General features: G+C 61.1%; 19 protein-coding genes. 5 read left to right on the forward strand and 14 right to left on the reverse strand.

What is annotated here, in order from left to right:
* Positions 1-6: 6 nt before the first annotated feature.
* The 9 genes from ACX3YD_RS29295 to ACX3YD_RS29335 all read right to left on the reverse strand — a co-directional run bounded on the left by ACX3YD_RS29295 (position 7) and on the right by ACX3YD_RS29335 (position 12,285).
* Positions 7-2,781 (reverse strand): malto-oligosyltrehalose synthase, encoded by a 2,775-nt coding sequence (locus tag ACX3YD_RS29295; RefSeq protein WP_458961715.1) that lies wholly within the window; start codon positions 2,779-2,781, stop codon positions 7-9.
* Positions 2,778-4,856 (reverse strand): 4-alpha-glucanotransferase, encoded by a 2,079-nt coding sequence (gene malQ, locus ACX3YD_RS29300; protein WP_103406086.1) that lies wholly within the window; start codon positions 4,854-4,856, stop codon positions 2,778-2,780. Before malQ ends, ACX3YD_RS29295 begins: the two co-directional genes overlap by 4 nt.
* Positions 4,849-6,648 (reverse strand): malto-oligosyltrehalose trehalohydrolase, encoded by a 1,800-nt coding sequence (gene treZ, locus ACX3YD_RS29305; RefSeq protein ID WP_458961716.1) that lies wholly within the window; start codon positions 6,646-6,648, stop codon positions 4,849-4,851. The genes malQ and treZ overlap by 8 nt, the downstream gene beginning before the upstream one ends.
* A gap of 12 nt (positions 6,649-6,660) precedes the next feature.
* The gene (gene glgA / locus ACX3YD_RS29310) at positions 6,661-8,247 is read right to left on the reverse strand and encodes a glycogen synthase GlgA (RefSeq protein WP_458961717.1); all 1,587 of its coding nucleotides are present in this window, start codon (positions 8,245-8,247) and stop codon (positions 6,661-6,663) included.
* Between the two features lie 558 nt (positions 8,248-8,805).
* Positions 8,806-9,759, reverse strand: a complete 954-nt coding sequence (locus ACX3YD_RS29315; protein ID WP_458961718.1) for a D-2-hydroxyacid dehydrogenase family protein — start codon at positions 9,757-9,759, stop codon at positions 8,806-8,808.
* 13 nt (positions 9,760-9,772) lie between these two features.
* Positions 9,773-10,798: an alpha/beta fold hydrolase gene (locus tag ACX3YD_RS29320; protein ID WP_103406082.1), complete on the reverse strand. Its 1,026-nt coding sequence runs from the start codon at positions 10,796-10,798 to the stop codon at positions 9,773-9,775.
* Positions 10,799-10,880: 82 nt separating this feature from the next.
* Positions 10,881-11,315, reverse strand: a complete 435-nt coding sequence (locus ACX3YD_RS29325) for a YqaA family protein (protein ID WP_103406107.1) — start codon at positions 11,313-11,315, stop codon at positions 10,881-10,883.
* Positions 11,315-11,761: a DUF411 domain-containing protein gene (locus ACX3YD_RS29330; protein WP_103406081.1), complete on the reverse strand. Its 447-nt coding sequence runs from the start codon at positions 11,759-11,761 to the stop codon at positions 11,315-11,317. The genes ACX3YD_RS29325 and ACX3YD_RS29330 overlap by 1 nt, the downstream gene beginning before the upstream one ends.
* A gap of 383 nt (positions 11,762-12,144) precedes the next feature.
* The gene (locus ACX3YD_RS29335; RefSeq protein ID WP_167361821.1) at positions 12,145-12,285 is read right to left on the reverse strand and encodes a hypothetical protein; all 141 of its coding nucleotides are present in this window, start codon (positions 12,283-12,285) and stop codon (positions 12,145-12,147) included.
* A gap of 169 nt (positions 12,286-12,454) precedes the next feature.
* Between ACX3YD_RS29335 and ACX3YD_RS29340 the strand changes: the two genes are divergently transcribed.
* On the forward strand, positions 12,455-12,643 hold the full coding sequence (locus tag ACX3YD_RS29340; protein WP_458961719.1) for a hypothetical protein: 189 nt from the start codon (positions 12,455-12,457) through the stop codon (positions 12,641-12,643).
* 20 nt (positions 12,644-12,663) lie between these two features.
* Here ACX3YD_RS29340 and ACX3YD_RS29345 read toward each other — a convergent pair whose 3' ends face one another.
* Positions 12,664-13,035 (reverse strand): fe2+ zn2+ uptake regulation protein, encoded by a 372-nt coding sequence (locus ACX3YD_RS29345; RefSeq protein ID WP_458961720.1) that lies wholly within the window; start codon positions 13,033-13,035, stop codon positions 12,664-12,666.
* 249 nt (positions 13,036-13,284) lie between these two features.
* Entirely contained in the window at positions 13,285-14,289 is a 1,005-nt protein-coding gene (locus ACX3YD_RS29350; protein ID WP_458961721.1) for a FecR family protein, read from the reverse strand.
* 57 nt (positions 14,290-14,346) lie between these two features.
* Between ACX3YD_RS29350 and ACX3YD_RS29355 the strand changes: the two genes are divergently transcribed.
* Positions 14,347-14,526 (forward strand): hypothetical protein, encoded by a 180-nt coding sequence (locus tag ACX3YD_RS29355; RefSeq protein WP_458961722.1) that lies wholly within the window; start codon positions 14,347-14,349, stop codon positions 14,524-14,526.
* Between the two features lie 238 nt (positions 14,527-14,764).
* Entirely contained in the window at positions 14,765-15,805 is a 1,041-nt protein-coding gene (locus ACX3YD_RS29360; protein ID WP_458961723.1) for an Ldh family oxidoreductase, read from the forward strand.
* 147 nt (positions 15,806-15,952) lie between these two features.
* Here the strand turns inward: ACX3YD_RS29360 and ACX3YD_RS29365 are convergent, their stop codons facing one another.
* Positions 15,953-16,270 (reverse strand): ElaB/YgaM/YqjD family protein, encoded by a 318-nt coding sequence (locus ACX3YD_RS29365; RefSeq protein ID WP_047528515.1) that lies wholly within the window; start codon positions 16,268-16,270, stop codon positions 15,953-15,955.
* A gap of 163 nt (positions 16,271-16,433) precedes the next feature.
* Between ACX3YD_RS29365 and ACX3YD_RS29370 the strand changes: the two genes are divergently transcribed.
* The gene (locus ACX3YD_RS29370; protein ID WP_047528516.1) at positions 16,434-16,688 is read left to right on the forward strand and encodes a hypothetical protein; all 255 of its coding nucleotides are present in this window, start codon (positions 16,434-16,436) and stop codon (positions 16,686-16,688) included.
* A gap of 3 nt (positions 16,689-16,691) precedes the next feature.
* Here the strand turns inward: ACX3YD_RS29370 and ACX3YD_RS29375 are convergent, their stop codons facing one another.
* Positions 16,692-17,600, reverse strand: a complete 909-nt coding sequence (locus ACX3YD_RS29375; protein ID WP_103406076.1) for a LysR family transcriptional regulator — start codon at positions 17,598-17,600, stop codon at positions 16,692-16,694.
* An 84-nt stretch (positions 17,601-17,684) separates the two neighbouring features.
* Here ACX3YD_RS29375 and ACX3YD_RS29380 point away from each other — a divergent pair, with 84 nt between their 5' ends.
* Positions 17,685-18,608 (forward strand): carbon-nitrogen hydrolase family protein, encoded by a 924-nt coding sequence (locus tag ACX3YD_RS29380; RefSeq protein WP_458961724.1) that lies wholly within the window; start codon positions 17,685-17,687, stop codon positions 18,606-18,608.
* Between the two features lie 147 nt (positions 18,609-18,755).
* Here the strand turns inward: ACX3YD_RS29380 and ACX3YD_RS29385 are convergent, their stop codons facing one another.
* Positions 18,756-19,301: a GNAT family N-acetyltransferase gene (locus ACX3YD_RS29385; protein WP_458961725.1), complete on the reverse strand. Its 546-nt coding sequence runs from the start codon at positions 19,299-19,301 to the stop codon at positions 18,756-18,758.
* Positions 19,302-19,317: the final 16 nt, after the last annotated feature.

Consider the following 19,317-nt stretch of genomic DNA (forward strand, 5'->3'; position numbering starts at 1 on the left):
CTGAACTCAAGTGTCGGTAGTTTGGATAAAGAGATTGACCGGGAAGTCCCCCAGCGCGGCGCTGATCATCAGCTCCCTGTTTTTTGTGACTGTGATGCTTGAAAAAAGTCCCTTTAGATTCTCGTCAGCAGTCGCGAACGGCACATGGATTCGCGTATCGCCCCACAGCGGCGCGTTCACCTGCGGTTCGGCACTGTTTTCCAGCAGCGCTGCGCAACGGATTGGCACGATGACGATGGCGCGTTTGCCCTCCCATTCACGAACAAATCCCAGCACTCGATGGGCCTGGCTGCCGACGACTTCGAGGGCCTGGTAAGTCCCCCGTCGAAACAGTTCGGCGTGCTCGGTGCGTACGTTCAAGGTCTGCGCAATCAAGGTTTGCTTGATGCGCCCGTCGCGCCAGTTCGCCAGTAGATCAGGCAGATTCACGGCTTGCTGCAAGGCCTGTTGGCGGCTGGCGTAGTCCACTGGCCGGCGGTTGTCCGGATCGACCAGGCTGAAGTCCCAGAACTCGGCGCCCTGATAGAGATCCGGGCCCCCCGGCACGGTCATGCGCAGCAAGGTTTGCGCCAATCCGTTGAGTGCCCCGGGCACGGCAATCGCGTGCACGGCCTTGCCAAGCGCCGTGCGCAGAAAGTTGCCCTGCGGGCTCAACAGCAGGCGCTGGATGAAGGTTTCAACCGCTTGTTCGCAGGCATCGTTGGACGCGCTCCAGCTGCTTTGCAGCTTGGCTTCACGCAGGGCTTTGCGTTGCCACTGCCAGAGGCGTTCGGCGTAGGCCTGCAGCGCCGGCTGATCGTCAGCGTTCAGGTCCAGCGGCCAACTGCCGAGCATCGCTTGATACAGAATCAATTCATCACCCGCCGATGGCTGCTGATCATCGTCACGCAACGGGCGGGCGAGGGCGCGCCAGAGGCCGATCTGTTCGACGTACCACTGACTGCGTTCGCTCAACACCGCCAGGCGCGCGCGAGCGTCTTCGCCGCGCTTGTGATCGTGGGTCGCGGTGGCCAGCAGATTGTCCGGGAACTCGGCGAGACGCTGTTCGCATGCCGCGTGAAAACCCTCGACCGGCGCGCTGAACCGTTCGGTGCTGAAGCCGACGTCGTTGCGCGACAGCAGCACCGCCGAACGATAGAACGCGGTGTCTTCCACGGCCTTCGCCGCGGCCGGTGAGGTCAACTGCTGAAACCGCACGCAGGCATGTTTGAGGCGTTTGCGCGCGCGTCCGGCCGGGTATTTTCGCCACGGCTCGCCGCCCAGCCAGCGGGCCAGGCAATCGAGTACCGGCCAGTCCGCTTCGCCCAGGGTTTGCCGGGCACCGTCCATGGCCTGCTGGAAAAAAAACTCGTCCTGGGCCGATCGCCCGAGGGGGCTGATGTAGGTGCGGTACACCGGAAAATGTACGATCAGTTCCTGCAGTGCCCGGCGGATCGCGCCCAGGGTCAGGTCGCGGGTCATCAGATCTTCCCGGGCCACTTGCAGCAGCGCCTGGGCGACACTTTCGAAATCCCCGGCCAGGGAGCCATTGAGGATCTGTTGCCGGGCCAGTTGCGCTTCCGCACGGAAATCGGCGGGACGTTCGCTGTGCCGCTGCCAGATTCTGCCCAAGGCCTGCTCGCCTTGGGGATCGTGTTGCAGCAACGATACCTGGTTCATGAATTCATAGCCGGTGGTGCCGTCCACCGACCAGTCGCGATGCAGGGTTTCGCCTTCGCCGAGGATCTTCTCCACGTAGATCGGCAGGTGCCGGTCGGGGACCAGGCTGTCGACCCGCCGCCGCAGCTTGCGGCAGTAACCCCGAGGGTCGGCGAGGCCGTCGATGTGGTCGATGCGCAGGCCATCGACCAGTCCTTGCGCCACCAGCTGGAAAATCTTTGCATGGGTCGCCTCGAACACCGCCGGGCGTTCGACCCGCAGGCCGCCGAGTTCGTTGATATCGAAAAAACGCCGCCAGTTGATGTCATCCGCAGCCGTGCGCCAACTGGCGAGGCGATAGCTCTGGCGTTCCAACAGGTTATGCAGGCACTGGAAACCTTCACGGGTGAGCGAATCGTAGGCTTTCAGGTTGTGCTCGATGGCCTGGAACACGGCCGGGTCGGTGGCCAGTTCACGCAACTCGCCCTGCAAGGGGATCGCCAGGCTGTGGGCATCGGTCTGGTAGCTCAATGTGCTGAATCGATCGGCCAGGGATTTCAGCGGCTCGATGTCGGATTTGAGCAGCTCGCCGTAGGTCATCGGGCAAATCGGAAAGTGGTGTTCGTAATGCTCGACAAAAAACGCGCCGTGTTGCGCATCGAAGCGCAGGGGCAGGGTGCCGTCCTGCAGGGCGACCCCATAGTCGCTGCCGAGGAACGGCAGCAGCAGTTGCCCCTCCATCAACGGGTCGGCGGAGTGCCACTGGATATCGAAGAACTCGCCATAAGGGCTCAGGCGACCCCACTCAAGCAAGTCCAGCCACCAGGGATTGTCACTCCCGCCGACCGCCATGTGATTGGAGACGATATCGAGGATCAGCCCCATACCTTGTTCGCGCAACGCGCTGACCAGGCGGCGCAACGCCGCTTCCCCGCCCAGCTCCGGGTTGACCGTGGTCGGGTCCACCACGTCGTAGCCATGCATCGATCCGGCGCGGGCGCGCAGCAGCGGCGAGGCATAGACATGGCTGATGCCGAGGCGGGCGAAGTACGGCACCAGCGGTACCGCATCGTCCAGGGTAAAACCCTTATGAAACTGCAGTCGCAGGGTGGCCCGCAGCGGCTGCGTTGGCAGCGTGCTCATTGGTCACGCTCAGCCGCCTGAAGCCGCGCGCAGGCGAGCAATTCCAGGCGTCGCGAGGCGTCCGGGTCGTCCAGCAGGGCCTCGCTGTAGCCCGGCAGGCGTCGTGACCAGTTGGGATGGGTATCGATGGTGCCGGGCAAGTTGGCCTGCTGTTCGATGCCCAGTGCATCTTCCAGTGGCAGCAACACCAGCGGCGCACGGGTATGACCAAGGAAACGCACACTGGCGTCGAGCACCTGATCGGTCTCGTGGGATTCTTCGCGAAAGTTCTGCGGGTCCTGGCTCAAGGCCCTTCGCAGGCCTTCACGTTCGCGTTCGCGGTGATGGCGCCACTCGATTTCAGCGTTGGCATCGATGAGGTTGAGCCGCGCGTTCCAGTCGATGTCGCGGCCATGCCACCAACCGTTGAGGGTTGGCAAATCATGGGTGCTGGTGGTCGCCAGTGCGTTGTCCGGCCAGTCGAGGATCGGCTTGAAGTGGGTGTTGTCCTGTTCGAACAGCAACACTCGCATGCCCAGCATCGAACGGGCGATGAGTTTTTCCCGCAGACCTTCGGGCACCGTGCCGAGGTCTTCGCCAAGGACGATGGCCTGGTGGCGATGGGATTCCAGGGTCAGCAGCCGCAGCAAGTCGTCCACCGGGTAATACAGGTACGCACCGTCGGCGGGCGGCGCGCCGTTGGGGATGACCCATAAACGTTGCAGGCCCATGACGTGGTCGATACGCAGACCGCCGGCGTGGGCAAAGTTGGCCCTGAGCATTTCGATGAAGGCGCGAAAGCCGTTGCGTATGAGGCCTTCGGGAGAAAACGCGGAAATCCCCCAGCCCTGGCCGGTGCGGTTGAGAATGTCCGGCGGTGCGCCGACGGTGAGGGAGGCGAGCAATTCGTCCTGGCGACTCCAGGCCTGGCTGCCACCACCGTCAGCGCCCACGGCCAGGTCGGTGATCAGGCCAATGCGCATGCCGCTGCTGCGGGCGGTTGCCTGCGCACGCTCCAGGCAACGGGTGATCAGCCACTGGCAGAAAGCGAAGAAACCGATGCGGCCCGCGTTTTCTTCGGCGAACTCGGCCAGGGCGGCGCTGCGCGGGTCGCGCCATTGCTCGGGCCACTGACGCCAGTCGAGGTTTTCGCCCCGTGCTTCGCGAACCTCTTGAATGGCTTCGAACCGGCAGTGATTTTCCAGGGCTTCGCCGCCGGCGTGACGAAAACTGCTGAAGTCGGCATGCAACGGGTGTTCGCCCTGTACGAAGCCTTCGTACAACGCTTGCAACAGCCGGTGCTTGGCTTCGGCGGCGGCGGGCCAGTCGATCAAGGCGCGCTCTTCCAGATCCTTGAGCTCTACGCTCAGGCCGGTGGCCTCGATGGCGGCGCGCATCGCATGCTCACCGAGGATCGTCCCGGGCGCGCAATACAGGCTGTTGAGAAACAACCGGCTGGACGGAGAGTAAGGACTGTAGCGCCGGGTATCGCTGGCAAACATGGCATGCAGCGGACTGATCGCCAGCGCCTCGGCGCCGCGTTCGCCCGCGACCCTGGCCAGGTCTTCCAGGGCCTGGGTATCGCCGAAGCCACCGTCACCTTTGCGTCGCAGGGCATACAACTGCACGCTCAGGCCCCAGGTGCGCGGGATCGGACTGTCCACGGCATCGCCTACGCTGAAGCAACGTTCGGGGGCCACGGCCAGGGTAAAGGTCTGGCCAGCGATTCTGACGTGCTGGTAACCCACTGGAATCAACCCCGGCAGAATCGCCTCGGCGTCCAGCTTGAGGGTGAGCCGCGAACCGTCCTCGAGGTGGATCTCGCACGGCGCGTGCGGTTCGAAATGATGGGCCAGATCGAGACCGACACCGAAGTCGGCGGTAATCAGTGGCGGCAGTTGCCGGGTTTCTTGAACCTGCTGCAATTGCTGCAGGCTGGCGTCGATTTCCTGAGCGCTGCCGGCCGGGTGGCCGAGTCCGGTCAGAACGCTGCGCAAGACCGAGGGTGCAACTTTTTGCGGGCGACCATTGGCATCAATCCAGTCGACCGCGAGGCCAGCCCGGCTGGCCAGGATTTCCAGTTGCGCATCACTCATTGGCGCTCTCCATCAGGGGTTGCAAAGGGGTTGCGGCCGTGAGGCTGACAAGCGCGCAATACGGCGCCAGAGTGCCTTTGTCCAGGCGCTCGGCCGAATGTGGCGGATGTTCGAACAACAAAGAGCTGCTGGCCGACGCTGTGTGGAGTACCGGCGTAGCACTAAGGTTCAGATCAATGCGCAACAGACGGCCATCGCCCAGTCGCCATGACGCACTCACCGCACCGACTGCCAAGACCTCGGCTCCCAGTGCCTGGGTGCCGGGCAGGTACGGGATGATCTGCCGGTGGCGGATATGCAGCAGGCGGCGATACAGCTCGTGCATGGGCGACGATCCATTGGCTGTCAGCACCGGGCGGGATGACTCGAAGGTCTGTGGCGCGTTAGGGTCGGGAATCCGCTCGCGTTTATGCGGATCAGTAAACGCGGCGAAGGCTGCAAACTCGTTACGCCGTCCCTCACGCACCAATTTCGCCAGTTCGCCGTGGTGGCTGGTGAAAAACAGAAAGGGTTGTTCGGCGGCGAACTCGTCGCCCATGAACATCAACGGAATCATCGGCGACAGCAGCAACAGGACGGTGGCGGCCTGCAGTGCCTGAGGAGGGGCCAATTGATGCAGGCGCTCGCCGAAGGCGCGGTTGCCGATCTGGTCATGATTCTGCAAAAACAGCACGAACGCGCTGGGCGGAAGGTGCCCGCTGGGCTCGCCGCGGGGTTTGCCGCGACGGTCGATGTGTCCCTGGAAGACAAAGCCCTGGCTCAGGCAGCGCGCCAGTTGCCCGGTAGGGTTTTGTGCATAGTCGGTGTAATAGGCGTCGGTTTCACCGGTCAGCAATACATGCAAGGCGTTGTGGCCGTCGTCGTTCCACTGCGCGTCGTAACCCTGTTCCAGCAGGCGGGCCTGGTTGTGCTCGTTTTCCACCATCAGCCAGACATGGCGTGACGGATCGCTCTGCCGGCGCACCCGCTGGGCCAGCTCCTGGAGAAAATCCGGGTCGTCGATGGCGTGTACCGCGTCCAGGCGCAAGCCGTCGAAACGGTACTCCAGCACCCACATCAGGGCATTCTCGATGAAAAAATCCCGCACTTCGCGCCGACGGAAGTCGATGGCCGCGCCCCAGGGGGTGTGCACGTCTTCGCGGAAGAAGCCGCTGGCATAGCGATGCAGGTAATTGCCGTCGGGGCCGAAGTGGTTGTAGACCACATCGAGAATCACCGCCAGACCATGACCGTGGGCGGTGTCGATCAGGTGTTTGAGTTGGTCGGGCGAACCATAGGAGGCCTGGGGAGCATAGGGCAGCACCCCGTCGTAGCCCCAGTTACGCTCACCGGGGAATTGCCCCAGGGGCATCAGTTCGATGGCGGTGATGCCCAATTCCACCAGGCGCGCCAGTTGTTGCTCGACCGCTGCGAAACCGCCAAGCACCCCCACGTGCACTTCATAAATCACCGCCTCGTGCCAGGGGCGACCACGCCAGGTGCTGTGTCGCCATCGATAGGCATGCGGATCGACCACCACGCTGTGTTGGTCGATATCGCCGGCCTGGGCGCGGGAGGCCGGGTCGGGCACCTCCATTTCGCCATCGATGCTGTATCGATAACGCGTGCCCGCCGGGCAACGGGTTTTGACTACGAACCAGCCGTCGTCCTGCGGCAACAACGGCAAGGATTGTCCATTTTCCAGTTCGACACTGACGTAGAACGCATCTGGCGCCCACAACGCAAATTGCGTGTGCTCCGCGTCCAGCATGATTGCGCCGTGGGGCCAGGTCTTCAGGGTCCGTAACGGCATTTCAAACCCTCTTTATTGTCTGTGCGATTTCCCCAGCGCCTTGGCCACCAGTTGTTCGTAGAGTTCGGCGTAGGGTTCGACGGCCTTGCACCAGTTGAACGGTGCCGCCATGGCCCGGCAACGCATGGCATGCAGCAGATCGGGGAATGCGAACACCTTGAAGGCACGGCTCAGGGCTTGCTGATAACTCTCCACCGTCGATTCATCGAACAGGAAACCGGTCACACCGTTTTCAATGGTGTCGGCCAGACCGCCGGTGTTGCGCGCCACCGGCAACGAACCGAAACGCTGGGCGTACATCTGGCTCAAGCCGCAAGGCTCGTAACGCGAAGGCATCAACAGGAAGTCGCTGCCGGCGAACATGCGTCGGGCGTCGGTCTCGTTGAAGCCGATGCGTACGCCGATTTGCCCGGGGAAGCGCAACGCCAGTTCGCGCATGGCTTGTTCTTCTTCCGGTTCGCCCCGGCCGATGATCGCAATCTGGCCACCGGATTTGACAATGTATTCGGAGACCGCTTCGGTCAGGTCCAGGCCTTTCTGGTAGACCAGTCGCGAGACCACGGCGAACAGCGGGCCTTCGGAGTCTTCCAGGCCAAACAGTTCGCGTACGTGGGCGGCGTTGACCGCTTTGCCTTCCCAATCGCCAATGCTGAAAGGGCGGAACAGGTGGGTGTCGGTGGCCGCATCCCAGCTTTCATCGATGCCGTTGGGAATGCCGCTGAGCAGGCCTTGCTGGGTCTTGGCGGCGAGGAAGCCGTCGAGACCGCAGCCGAAGGCTGGCGTGGTGATTTCCTGGGCGTAGGTCGCGCTGACGGTGGTGATGTGGCTCGAATAGGCCATGCCGGCCTTGAGGAACGACATCTTGCCGTAGAACTCCATGCCTTCCTGTTGCAGCGCGTGGTGGGGAATGCCCAGTTCCGGGCAGGAGCCGAGGCTGGTTACGCCCTGATACGCCAGGTTGTGGATGGTGAACAGGGTTGGCGTGCGTTGCCCGCGCCAGTGCATATAGGCGGGCGCCAGGCCGGCCGGCCAGTCGTGGGCATGCACCAGGTCCGGGCACCAGTGAATTTGTGCCAGGTTGGCGGCGATATCGGCGGCCGCCAGGCCCAGGCGGGCGAAGCGAATGTGGTTGTCCGGCCAGTCGCGACCGTTGTTGGCGCCATAAGGCGAACCTTCGCGTTCGTACAGCTCGGGGCAGATCAACACGTAAATGACCAGGCCGTCGGGCATGTCCATGCGCCCGATCTTGCAGGGTGGCAGGGCGGCATGGCCACCAAGCTCACCGATGATATGAATCGGGTTCTCGCTGTGCAGCACCTGCGGGTAACCGGGAATCAGCACGCGCACGTCGTGCAGATGCGACATCGCGCGGGGCAATGCCGCGGAAACGTCGCCCAGGCCCCCGGTTTTCACCAGATCGGCGATCTCGGAGGTCACAAACAGTACTTTTTTCTTGTTCGGGTTCTGACTGGCAACCGGTGTCAGCACCTTGGTGACGGGCACACTAATCGATTGGGCGCTGTGGGCGCTCACGGCGCTCGATTCACCGACCTGTTGATGAGCACGCTCTCCCTGAATATCTAAAGCCGCACTGATCATATGCATCTCCCGTGTTGTTGATCTAATTCTTAGGTCTGGCAAACGGCATTTCATGGCCAATTCCTGTGGCCGGGCGCAAAAGCGCTACACATCGATGAGCAAGTGCTGCCCAAATGCGCTGAAGCAGAATGGGTGGAGGAGCCGTTGCAAAGATTGCACCAGTCGTAACGCACCTACCTTTCAGTCGACCGATCACCCAAGGCAAAAGTTTCGACTTTTTTTCCACTTTGTGACCGACCGGTTTTTTCCCGCGAACGTGAGTCTAGGCCAGAACTTAGAGCGGTGAAGCTCAGATGGCAAAATTGTTCGACAATCGGTTTAACGAGGTACGGACGTGCCGGATTGCGAGGCAAACGCAGCGACGAAGTGCAGTTTTTTTTGTTAAAACGGCTGAAAAAGAAGCAGAACTGTCACATCGGTGTGCGTAGGCAAACAGTTGGGGTGCACCATTGCGGTGCATGAGTTGGCGGCGTGGTGTTTGATCTGGCCTTTTCGCGAGCAAGCTCGCTCCCACAGAAATTCGCAGTGTGCACAAAACCTGTGGCAGCGGGCTTGTACTCAGACCAGCAACCGAATGGGCGTACCGGCGGACCAGGCCTGAATGTCTTCGATCATCTGTGAAAAGAACAGCTGGTAATTCTGTTGGCTGACATACCCGACATGGGGTGTGGCCAGGACGTTGTCCAGGGTCCTGAAGGGGTGCAGAGGGGGCAACGGCTCGATGTCGAACACATCCAGCGCCGCGCCTGCCAGCTGACGTTTCTGCAAGGCCTTGATCAAGGCAGCCTCATCGACAATCGGCCCCCGCGCCGTATTGACCAGCAGCGCCGTGGGTTTCATCCAGCCCAGTGCCTCGGCGTCCACCAGGCCTCTGGAGCGCTCGCTGAGCACCAGATGCACCGACAACACATCGGCCTGTTCGAACAGCTCCTGTTTGCTGACATGGCTCACACCCACTTGCGCGGCCCGTTCGGCGGTGAGGTTCTCACTCCAGGCGATGACGCGCATGCCAAACACCTGCCCGAACTGCGCGACACGCTGGCCGATGCTGCCCAGGCCGAGAATCGCCAGGGTCTTGCCGTGCAGGTCGCCGCCCAGCCCTTGCTGCCATACACCGGCACGCAGGGCATTGGCTTCCGCCACGAGGTTGCGGGTGGCGGCCATGATCAGCGCCCAGGTCAGTTCCGGGGCCGCGTGCTTGTAGCTGTCGGTACCGCACACCTGGATGCCCAGGGTGGCGGCGGCTTTGAGGTCGAGGGCGAAATTGCGCATGCCACCGGTGACCAGCAACTTGAGTTTGGGTAACTGGCGAAGCAGCGCCTCATCAAAGCGCGTGCGTTCGCGCATCACGCAGATCACGTCAAACTCACTCAAGCGAGCCGCCATCGTGGCGTCGTCCGCAGGGTATTGATGAATGAAACTCACTGGGCCGATGCCTTCGAGCACTGACCAGTCGACCACGTTGCGGGCCACGTCCTGCCAATCGTCAATTACTGCAATTTGCACCGCCATTTGCCTTACCTCATCAACGCACGGGGTTGGTTTTGTTTAGCCAGGCGAGCAGCGCCTGATGGAATTTTGCCGGTTCTTCCATCTGCGGTGCGTGGCCCAGGCCCGGGAACTCAATCAATGTCGATTGCGCAATCCGTTGTGCCACTTGCTTGCCGAGCACGTCGTAGTGGCCGATTTTTGCCTTGACCTCGGGAGCCGCGATGTCGCTGCCGATGGCGGTGGTGTCGGACGTGCCGATCAGCAGCAGGGTCGGCATCTTCAGGTTCTGGAACTCGTAATACACCGGCTGGCTGAAGATCATGTCGTAGATCAGCGCCGAATTCCACGCGACTTGCGCATGGCCCGGGCCTTTGTTCAGGCCGGCCAGCATGTCCACCCAGCGGTCGAACTCGGGCTTCCAGCGCCCGGCGTAATAGGTGTTGCGTTCATAGGTGCGGATACCGTCGGCGCTGAGCTTGAGTTCGCGCTCGTACCATTGGTCAACGGAGCGCCAGGGAACGCCGAGGGCCTTCCAGTCTTCCAGGCCGATGGGGTTGACCAGCGCCAGTTGCTCGACTTGTTCGGGGTATTGCAGCGCGTAGCGGGTGGCGAGCATGCCGCCGGTGGAGTGGCCGAGCAGGCTGGCCTTCTGGATACCCAGGGCTTTGAGCAGTTGCTGGGTGTTACTCGCCAGTTGCTGGAAGCTGTACTGATAGCGCTCGGGTTTGCTGGAGGTGCAGAAACCGATCTGGTCCGGGGCAATGACCCGATAACCGGCGTCACTCAGGGCTTTGATCGAGGTGTCCCAGGTCGCACCACAGAAATTCTTGCCATGCATCAGTACGACGCTGCGGCCATTGGCCTTGCCATGGGCGGCGACATCCATGTAGCCCATTTGCAGGGATTGGCCCTGGGACTCAAACTCGAAATGCTTGACCGTGTAGGGGTAGTCGAACCCTTGCAGCTCAGGACCATACGCCGGTCCCTCGGCGTAAGCGCTGAGCGGCAGCGCAGCGCTCAGCAGCAGACCGGGCAACCAGCGGGAGAGGGTAGGTGACATGGGGAACTCCATGGGAAATCCGCCGATGCTGGATCGGCTGGATTAGGGCGACATTAATCAGGCAATCGCCGTCGCGATGGGTTCAACCCATCCAGCCCAGGGTGATCAGGGCCAGCACCCCATAACGGGCGCCCTTGGCGAGCGTTACGATCAGCAGGAAACGCCCCAATGGCTCACGCATGACGCCGGCCACCAGGGTCAGCGGGTCGCCGATCACCGGCAACCAGCTCAGCAGCAGCGACCAATGACCGTAACGCTGGTAATGATGACGGGCCCGTTCCAGATGCCGAGGACTGACCGGAAACCAGCGCCGCTCGCGAAAACGTTCGATGGCGCGGCCCAACCACCAGTTCAGCAGGGAGCCGAGGACATTGCCCAGGGTCGCCACTGCCAGCAGCGACCACAGCCAATACCGGTCGCTGAGCAGCAGCCCCACCAGGACCGCTTCGGACTGCAAGGGCAGCAGCGTCGCGGCACCGAAGGCTGCCAGGAACAGCCCCATGTAAGCGCCGAAAATCAATGGGCCGGGTAGTCCGCTACCACCACATCGGTGCCGTCCTTTTTCAGGCCGATAACTTGATACGCATCGCTCATGCCATCCATCTCCATGCCGGGCGAGCCCATGGGCATGCCGGGCGCGGCAACACCCAGGAGATCGTCACGCTTGCTCAGGGCCACTACCTGATCGGCCGGTACGTGACCTTCGACGAATTTGCCGTTTATCAAACCGGTATGGCACGACGCCAGACGCGGTGGCACGCCGTGCTGTTGCTTGAATTCGCTCATGTTGCTTTCGACATGGTCCTCGACCTTGAAGCCGTTGGCCTCCAGGTGGCTGATCCATTTTTTGCAGCAACCGCAATTGGCGTCGCGATGGACTTCGATAGGGATCAGGTCGGCGGCCTGGGCCAGGGAGGAGATCAACAGGGCGCTCAAGGCAGCCAGGCGCAGAGGGTTTCGCATGGAAAATGGGTCTCGTCTTGCGGGCAAAGGAAGGCATTCTGACCAAAATATCCTTTCGGGCATTCAAGGATTGTTTCTAATTGATACAGAGTTGCTCAGCCCTAGCCTCGCAGATCCCATCTGACATGCCGATGAGGCGGACATTACAAAACTGTCAGGTACCTCGTAGAGGGGGATGCAGAGCCTGAAACTGATGTCGAGAGCGGCGACCCGGCGCTTAGACCTGGCAGGAACGTCGAACGACAGCCTGAATTCAAACAGTGCTGGCCCGCTCAGGCAATCGAACGGGCCAGGCCATTATTTTTCCGGATCAAGACTCCACTAAGAAAACCTGTTTGTCAGTTCGCTGACTGAAGGACGCGCCGTCTGATGAATGACGGGTGTTATCGACGCTGGTAGTAACCCGGTCCGCCGTGATCGTAGTGACGGTCATGGTCGTGCCAGCCACCGTGGGGGAACACGATGCAGCCACTCAGGGACAATAGAGCCAGCAGGGGAATCAGCAGGGTGATTCGACGCAACATTTGAAAATCCTCATGGTTATCGCCGAGATAAAGCTAAAACTCTTCATCGGCTGTAACATGAGACCCCGTTTGCGGCCACTCATCCCCGAAAGACAGTAGGGTCTTGGCATGCATTCGGATACAAAGCGGATACATTTTTCAGGTTCAGGCTTACATTCAGGAAATGGCAATGACCCAGTCGCAACGTTTGAAATACTCGATTCTGATTTCCCTGATGGTGCTGGGAATCATGTTTGGCCTTTCGTATTTGCAGAGCACAGGGGTCATCAGCGAAAAGCTGTTTCAGTACATCGCCATTGGCGTGGCGGTGATTGTGGTGGTCATCAATGGCGTGATGCGCCGCAAGGTCAAGCCCTGAGCAATAGGCCCAGGGTTTGATCATGCCTGTTGCAGGACAGCGGCGGCCTTCGGGTGCAGGCTGTAGCTTTTGTCCGGATTGAGGACAATCACGCCTTCACTGCACAGGCGTTTGAGTACTTCGCGCACACTCAGGAAGGACAGCGGAATATCCAGTTCCAGCAATTGAGTGTGCACGCCACGCACGCCCAGGCTGCGGTCTTGTTCGGCGGCCCTCAGCAAGGCGTCGATGACTTTCAGGCGAATCAGACTGGTTCGCAGGCCGAAGCTCTTGAGCAGTAACCTGATCCGCTCATTGCCGTGGCGTTCGGCAGGCGGTTCAAAGGTATCGCTCCCGATGGCGGTGCTGATTGGCGCATGGCTACCGTCCGTCGGCAGTTGCGAGTTGTACATGGCAAAACTCCTGTTGCGAGGCTCATCAGGAAAAACACGTATGCGCTCGTACCTGACTGGACGTATGAGCCACGCAAATCATGAAGACTAGAATGTAGAAATTTCGTCGTCATTGCGTCAGCAACCCGTGAGCCCCGCAGCATTACCCGCCATTGGCCTGGATTTTCGTCGTTTGTTTCGTTGCGCAGTGGATGCGCTGTGCGTGTCAGTACGCAGAACCGGGGGCCGCACCCGGCAGGGGGGCGGCCTTTAGCTTTTCGGCGTTTGTTGCGCAATGGAGTTGAGGACCGGGTTGCCGTCCTTGTTGCGGGTCAGGTAGACCGGCAGCACCTTGGGCAGTGTCGCCACCAGGGTGTCGAGCTCCTTGATGTTGTAGACCCCGCCGATACGGATCGCACCGGTGCCGTGATCCGCGATCATCAGCGGCTTTTTCAGGTAGCGGTTGATCAATGGCAGCGCATCGCTCAGCGCCAGGTCATCGAGGACCAGTTTGCCGCTACGCCAGGCCAACGAATTGTCGTGGTCGTCAGTCTGACTGATGCGAGGGACGCGATCACCCTGTTGATAGCTTGCCTGCATGGCAGGGCCGAGTCGCACACCATCGCCGGACGGGTCATCGTGGCTGCTGACCAGCACCGAACCTTCGATCAGGTTCACTTTTACCTGGTCTTCGTACATCCAGACATTGAATCGGGTGCCGGTAACGCGGATCTTGCCTTCGCCGGCCTTGACCACGAACGGGTGGGTGGTGTCATGGGTGACGCTGAAGAAAGCTTCGCCTGTTTTCAAGGTGACCCGACGCTGATCCTTGTAGTGGCTGTACGTCAGCTCGCTGCCCAGGTTCAGCTCGACCTGACTGCCATCCTGCAGGGTGACCTGACGAACAGAATCGGTGGCCTCGAAGTGCTGGTACGAATTCGGCAACCAGCCGAGGTTCCAACCGCTGTAGGCCGCCAGCGGGAGGGCCAGGGCACACACCGCCGCGGCGATGCCGAAGGTACGCCAGGGTGTCCGGGGTTTGGCTTGAACCATCGGTGCGACGACAGGTTCGGGACGGGGCAAATCCCCGGCGACATCCCAGATTTCCAGCATCGCCTGGTACTCGAACGCATGGAGCGGGTGGGCATCCCGCCACCGCTCGAACGCCAGACGTTCCTGCGCGGTACAGTCATCGGCGTGCAAACGCATGCACCAGTGCGCTGCCGCATCGGTGATGGCATCGTATTCGGCTGGCGAGAGAGCGTTGTCGGTCATTGACTCATCCTGATTTCCCGCATTCTAACCTTGAGCCAGTCGGCGAGAACATCAGTCATGGCAATTACCCATCAAAGGACGCTTGTTTTTCGGCAAGGCCCGGAAAAACTGAAACGGTGCCGGGCCGTTTCCATCATCGCGCTGAAAAATGATGCGCAGCCCCTCGCCGCTGCGCACGTTCGTGTCACTCAGGCCTGTGGGGCGGACGTGCCGGGCAACGGGATGACAACGGGTTGATCCTTTAGACCCCTTACGACGGCATCAAGAAGTTCGACAGTCTTGTCACGCTGAAAAGACAACTTGAACAGCGCCTCAACAGTCCCACCGAGGACGATCGGCTACTGGCACTGGCCATTGTGATCGGGTGATGGATGCCACGGCCTCATCTAAAAGTTGACAGGTCGCTCGCCCCGCGTTGTTAATCGGCGGTCTATATACGCTGTTGCCCCCTCCAAAAATTAGTCTGGAGCTTCAGATGTCTGCGCCACACGATCAAGTGTCTACTGTTGTCTCGCAAAACCTGTCCTTCGATGAGCTGACAGCGTTGCTTGAGAAGATATTCCAGCATCATGGCACCTCGGCCGAGGTCGCTCGGGTGCTGGCTGAAAACTGCGCGGGCGCCGAGCGCGACGGCGCGCACAGTCATGGGGTGTTCCGGATGCCGGGATACGTCTCGACGCTGCAGAGCGGTTGGGTAAACGGCAAGGCCGTACCGGTGGTCGAGGATGTGGCTTCGGGGTTTGTCCGGGTCGACGCCGACAACGGCTTCGCGCAACCGGCCCTCGCCGCCGCACGGGCCTTGCTGGTGGAAAAAGCCCGCAGTGCCGGCATCGCGGTACTGGCGATCCGCAATTCCCACCATTTCGCCGCGTTGTGGCCGGACGTCGAGCCGTTCGCTTATGAGGGGCTGGTAGCGCTCAGCGTGGTCAACAGCATGACTTGCGTCGTCCCGCATGGCGCCGACCGACCGTTGTTTGGCACCAACCCGATCGCCTTTGCGGCGCCGCGGGCCGACGGTGATCCGATTGTCTTCGACCTGGCCACCAGTGCTATTGCCCATGGTGACGTGCAGATTGCCGCGCGCAAGGGCGAGCGGTTGCCACCCGGCATGGGTGTGGACAGCCTCGGTCAGCCGACCCAGGACCCGAAGGCGATCCTCGAAGGTGGCGCGTTGCTGCCGTTCGGCGGGCACAAGGGCTCGGCGCTGTCGATGATGGTGGAGTTGTTGGCGGCGGCCCTGACCGGAGGCAATTTTTCTTTCGAGTTCGACTGGAACAACCATCCCGGCGCCAAGACCCCATGGACCGGGCAATTGCTGATCGTGATCGATCCTTCCAAGGCGGCGGGCCAGAGCTTCGCCGAGCGCAGCCAGGAGTTGGTGCGGCAGATGCACGGGGTGGGTTTGAAGCGCTTGCCGGGTGATCGGCGTCATCAGCAACGCGCGAAATCGGCAACGGCGGGTATTGCCCTGGATGAGCAGACACTGGCCAGTCTGCGGAAACTGGCGGGGCTTTGATCCTGGAATAACACCCCCGATCAATGTAGGAGCGAGCTCGCGCCGGGCGGCGTTTCGACGATAGCGGTCGATCAGGCACATTGATGTTGAATGTGCCGCCGCCATCGCGAGCAAGGCCGCTCCTACACGTTCAAGGGTGACCGGAATTCAGCGGCGGGCCAGCAGCAATCCGACCACCAGGCCGAACCCGGCAGAAACCGCAACGGTTTGCCATGGATGGCCACCAATGTAGGTTTCGGTGGCGTCGACCGCAGGTTTGGCCCGATCACGCACACTGGTGACCGAGTCCCGGGCCAGCTGGAGTTTCTGGGCAATCTGCCCGCGGAGCGTCTCGGCTTCCTCTCCCACCAGGGAGGCACTGCTTTTCAGCAGCTTCTCCGACTCTTCTATCAGCGCCGATAACTCACTGAATGCCTGATCCTTGATTTGATCTTCGGCGACTTGTGCGGCGGTTTTCCGGGCCATTTAAGGACTCCTTGCAGGTAAGTGGACAGTGAACAATGGAGTGCGCCGCGATTGAAAAAGTTGCAGCGACTTTTCCCACGGACTTGATCCTGCAAAAATCCGGCGCAGGACGATTCATCCTACAGTGTAAGATGTCGCCTATTTTACGCAGCAGGAAATTCCCATGAGCTTCAATCTGGCCGACAAACCCCTTGCCGAGCGCGCTGCGCTTGAAGATGAGAAATCACGTCTGTTCGAACTCTGGCAAACCAACCTGGGCAAAGCCAAGGGCGAAGCCGCACGGTTGTTTGGCGAGCGCGCCAAACGCAAAGGCAAATGGGCCGAGTGGGTCCGCGCCGAACTGGATGGCATGTCGCCGCCGGAGTTCTCGAACATGGTGCGCAGTGAAGTCAATCGCCTGATGGCGGCCAATAAGTAACGCCTAGGCAAAACTCGCGACGATCGCTTCACGCACTTTCAACACCACCGGATCGAGCTGAGTGCTGGTACGCCAGCCCAGTTCGATCGGGTAGCGGGGTAGCGCCAAAGGGCAGGGCAGCAGCGCCAGCCCTGTGAGCGCCGCGATGCTTCGGGCAGCGTGGGCCGGGATGGTCGCCACCGCCTGACTGCCCTTGAGCAGATGCGGCAATGCCGCAAAATGCGTGGTCGAGGCACAGACCCGTCGGTTCAAACCGACCGCCGCCAGGCCTTCGTCGGTGATCCCGATGAACCCACCCGACGACACCAGAATGTGTTCGCGGGCCACGAACTCCTCAAGACTGATGTGCTGCTGGCCCTCGACCAGGCTGAGTGGATCGACCAGGCACAGGTAGCTTCCTTCCCCCAGCACCTGACGACTGAGCAAGCGTTCGGCAAACCCGCCGGCGGTAATCGCCAGATCGATACTGCGGTCCATCAACGCCTGCGCGACGATCTGGCTGTGAGTCTGGCGAAAGATCAGGCGCAACTTCGGTGCGCTGCGAGCAATTTCCTCGATCAATCGTCGGCCGTAGGCAATCTCGAAATCATCGGACATGCCCACCGTCACGGCGCGCCCGTCGTAATGGTTGGCCGTCGGGTCGACCATGGCCAGGCTCTGCCGGCATTTGTTCAGCGCATCGCTGACCACCGGTTTCAATTGATTGGCTTTGAGCGTTGGCGCGAGGCCACGACCGGTGCGCACGAAAAGCGGATCGCCATACACCTCGCGCAGCCGGCGCAACGCCGCACTGACTGCCGATTGCGTGACGCCCAGGCGCAGGGCGGCGCGACTGGCGCTGGACTCCTCATGCAGGGCTTCGAAGACTTTGAGCAAGTTGAGGTCGACGTCGGTGATATTCATTTGATTCATATCATTCAGCAGTGAGTGGGGCTTTATTCATGATTGCGTGAGGCCGGAGAATCAGCAACACCTGATGTGAATGGAGTGACCGCGATGCCCAAATCAATTGTTGCCGCCCTGCAAATTGGCGCCTTGCCCGGTGGCAAGGGCGAAACCCTGGAACAGATCCTGTCGTATGAAAACGCAATCGTCGAATCCGCCGCTGCGCTGGTGGTAATGCCCGAAGCCTTGTTGGGCGGTTATCCGAAAGGTGAGGGCTTTGGCACGCAATTGGGCTACAGATTGCCCGAGGGCCGCGAAGCCTTCGCCCGCTATTTCGCCAACGCCATTGATGTACCCGGTGTGGAAACGGACGCGCTGGCCGGGTTGTCGGCGCGCACTAACGCCAATCTGGTCATCGGTGTGATCGAGCGTGCCGGCAGCACCTTGTACTGCACCGCGCTATATTTCGACCCGCAGGCGGGGCTGGTCGCCAAGCACCGCAAGTTGATGCCCACCGGCACCGAACGCCTGATCTGGGGCAAGGGCGATGGTTCGACCCTGTCGGTGATCGATAGCCAGGTCGGGCGGATTGGGGCGGTGGTGTGCTGGGAAAACATGATGCCGTTGCTACGCACTGCGATGTACGCCAAAGGCATTGAAGTATGGTGCGCGCCGACCGTGGACGAACGGGAGATGTGGCAGGTCAGCATGCGCCATATTGCCCATGAGGGCCGCTGCTTTGTGGTCAGCGCCTGTCAGGTCCAGGATTCGCCGCAAGCCCTGGGCGTCGACATCGCCAACTGGCCGGCGCAGCGACCGCTGATTGCCGGTGGCAGCGTGATCGTCGGACCCATGGGCGACATTCTGGCCGGCCCATTACGTGACGGGCCAGGTTTGCTCACCGCCGAAATCGACACCGATGACCTGATCCGCGCCCGTTACGACTATGACGTGGTGGGCCACTATGCGCGTCCGGATGTGTTCGAGTTGACGGTGGATGAGCGGGCCAGACCCGGCGTGAAATTCAGCGCATAGCTTCTGCAGGAGCGAGCTTGCTCGCGATCACGGAGGCGCATCCAACACGTTTGTTGACTGTTCCAACGCTATCGCAAGCAAGCTCGCTCCTACATTTGAGTGGCGGCATTACAAGTGTCGGTGTTCATTCGCCGAGGAAATGATGAGTCAGCGTTGCTCGAGCCACTCGGTGCGGGTGATTTCCCAGACGTCTTTCGGAAATCGTCCACCCACAAAATCGCCCACCTCGGTGTGGATGAGGCGCATGCCGGTACGCTCGGAAAGTTTGCGCGAAGCATTATTCGGCGCCGCTTTGGGCACGCGCAACACGTCACGACCCAGGGTTTCAAACCAGTACCGGGTCACCGCCTCAGTCGCTTCCGTCATTAGTCCCTGACCTTGCCATCGCGGTCCAAGCCAGAATCCGCGGTTGTTGTCCTGTTCATTCATCAGGCTGATATTGCCGATCAATTGCCCGGGGGCCGACTTCAAACGGATCGACCAATGCCATTCCTCGCCCCGGGCGATGGCCGGCAGGGCGATGTTTCGCAAGTAAATGAACGCTCCATCGGCGGGATAGGGCCATGGCACCAAGACGTTCAGGTAGCGCACCACTTCCCAGTGCGGGAATTGTTGCTGGATGGCTTCGGCATCGGCCAGTTCCAGCGGACGCAGAATCAGGCGCTCTGTGGAAAGCGTGGGGGTGGCTTCCATGTTCTTTATCGCTCCT

Source organism: Pseudomonas fluorescens group sp. PF-1, assembly GCF_054481335.1.